This window comes from Terrabacter sp. P5_B1, assembly GCF_056400505.1.
In genome coordinates this window covers 1-2,119 of record NZ_JBFULD010000488.1, presented here as the reverse complement: position 1 = coordinate 2,119, position 2,119 = coordinate 1, and the positions used below count along the sequence as shown (strand labels likewise).

Genomic DNA, 2,119 nt, shown 5'->3' with positions numbered 1-2,119 from the left:
GGGTGTGGTGGTCGCCATGACCGTGCTGGTGTTCGCTCGGTGGAGCGGCCGTCGCTCCGGCAGGACGGATCTCGACCTCGAGCCCCTCGGTGGACGCAGGCATGGAGACCACCACGGCACCGACGTCGCCCCCGATGTCGAGCAGGACCGGGCCCTGGCCGGAATGGGGGTTCTCAGCGGTGGCCATGCCACTCCTTCCGGCCGGCTGCCCCGTCAGGCGGCCGGCGTGCCGGGCTTGCTCTGGAACCCGCCCGCAGGGTTGGGCATGTAGGGGAACGCCGGAAGCAGCGCCAGGTTGGTGTTGGTCGTGCCGTCCTGGAGCAGTGCGGCCGCGGCATCGGGTGTGAACGAGTGGTCGACGAGCGGGATCGTCGCGCCGGCGACGGCCCGCAGCTCGATGGCGACGACGTTGTCGACGAGGCGTCGCCCGTTGGGGAAGCCGGCCGGGTCGCCGGCAATGAGGCCGATCGGGTTCGGGTGGGCGGTCGGCCTGACGGCGAGGTTGAGCCGCAGCAGGTCCGCCTGCGTCGGGCCGGTGTAGTTCTGGAAGCCGGGGACCACCCCGGACGGGATGCCGGTCAGCAGGATCGCGAGCAGGTCCGCGCGGTCCTTCTTGTAGGCGGCGAGGTGCGGGAAGACGCCGGGGTAGAGCACCGGCAGCAGTCGCGCGAGCTCCGGTTGTGCGACGTACTTCGCGAACTGCCCGTCGTTGTGCGGGAACACGGCGTTCCACCGGTCCTTGTCGGCCATCGGGGTGATGACCTCGTTGAAGAGCGGGTTGCCCAGGCGGGAGACCTGGCTGTAGGGGCCGTGTCCCGCGTAGCGGCCCTCCGCGTCCTCCCACATCAGGGCCTTCTGCCGACTGGCGGTGGCCCACACGCCGATGACGGACGAGGCCCTCATCGGGTCGCTTGGGACGTCGCCGTTGCGGCTCACGTCGGAGATCGGGACCTGGATCGCGATGGTGTGCACGTTGAGTCCCTGCAGCCCGTTGACCCCGCTGGCGCTGGGCAGCGGGATCAGGTGCAGGTTCTGGAAGGGCCGGAGGGCGCCGAGGTCGAAGACGCTGCCCAGGTCGACGTAGAAGGCATCACCGCGCTGACCGGCGAAGACGGTGCGGCTGCCCTGGATCGGGTGGACCGCCGCCGGCGTGAAGACGGCGCCGTAGTGCGGGGTGCTCCGGACGCCGACGTTGACCGGGGGGCAGGCCAGGTTCGTGGCCAGGTGTTGCGGCGCCTTCCCGCGAGCGACGCGCGTGACGGAGTAGAACTGCGGGCGGTTCCAGTTCGGGTCGTCGATCGAGGTCAGGGGGCCCGTGTTGTAGAGGAAGGTGTCGGCGTGGAGCACCTTGGTGGTGAACCGGAACTGGTAGGTCACATCGGCACGGGCGTCGCCGCGGTTGCTCACGTGGATCTCGTAGAGGACGTCGTCACCGAACTCGTAGAAGTTGGGGCCGCCCTGCGGGCTCTGGAAGGGGATGAAGTTCGCGATGAGGGTGACGGTTCGCGGCTTGTCGGGGCTGACGAAGGCGTAGACGTCGGTGTTGTCGGCGACGGGGTCCTTCGAGATCTCGGGGGCTTCCCGGTGCGAGGACATCGTCATCGCCTCGCTGCGCGGGTCAGGCGTCGGACGAGGTCGTGGTCGTGGACGACGACCTCGTCGTGACCCGTGTAGAGCACGACCGTTCCGGCAGCGGCGTCGCGCACGTGGGCGACGAGCGGTTGGGTGCCGGTCGTCGAGGACGACGACGAGGACTCGGACGCTGCCCGGCTGCTGGGGGCTGCGGCCACGACGGCGGTGGTGACGGCGCCGGACCCGGCCACGGCCAGGAACGATCGGCGGGAGGCTTGGGACATGACCTGCTCCTTCTGACGGGGACCGCGTTCTCACGGGTGGCGGCCTGCCGTCGGATTCGCAGACCAGGTCGCGACCCGAATCGACGCTACGCCGCCGGTGGAGGCGCGGTCGGTGGTTTCGCAAGCACCGCTGCCTTCCTCAGACCGCATTCCGGTCGTCTCGGACCAATGGGCGCCCCCGGACCCGTCGAGCCGGTCGTGTCGTGGTCGGGCCGGTCGCCCGCCGGGGCGGACGAAGCGCGTCTCAGCGCAGCACCGCTCGC

3 protein-coding genes are annotated in these 2,119 nt (G+C 70.4%); all 3 read right to left on the bottom strand.

Features of this window, described 5'->3' with window-relative positions; genetic code table 11:
- Positions 1–187, bottom strand: a 187-nt coding sequence (locus tag AC1DP0_RS21235) for a hypothetical protein (RefSeq protein ID WP_478088446.1), incomplete at its 3' end; no start/stop codon positions are given.
- A gap of 26 nt (positions 188–213) precedes the next feature.
- Positions 214–1,596, bottom strand: a complete 1,383-nt coding sequence (locus AC1DP0_RS21230) for a DUF4331 domain-containing protein (protein ID WP_478088444.1) — start codon at positions 1,594–1,596, stop codon at positions 214–216.
- A 2-nt stretch (positions 1,597–1,598) separates the two neighbouring features.
- Positions 1,599–1,856 (bottom strand): hypothetical protein, encoded by a 258-nt coding sequence (locus AC1DP0_RS21225; protein ID WP_478088442.1) that lies wholly within the window; start codon positions 1,854–1,856, stop codon positions 1,599–1,601.
- Positions 1,857–2,119 lie beyond the last annotated feature (263 nt).

Excerpts from the sequence above, each read along its gene's own strand:
- AC1DP0_RS21225 (WP_478088442.1), bottom strand. The coding sequence starts at position 1,856 with ATGTCCCAAGCCTCCCGCCGATCGTTCCTGGCCGTGGCCGGGTCCGGC.
- AC1DP0_RS21230 (WP_478088444.1), bottom strand. The coding sequence starts at position 1,596 with ATGTCCTCGCACCGGGAAGCCCCCGAGATCTCGAAGGACCCCGTCGCC.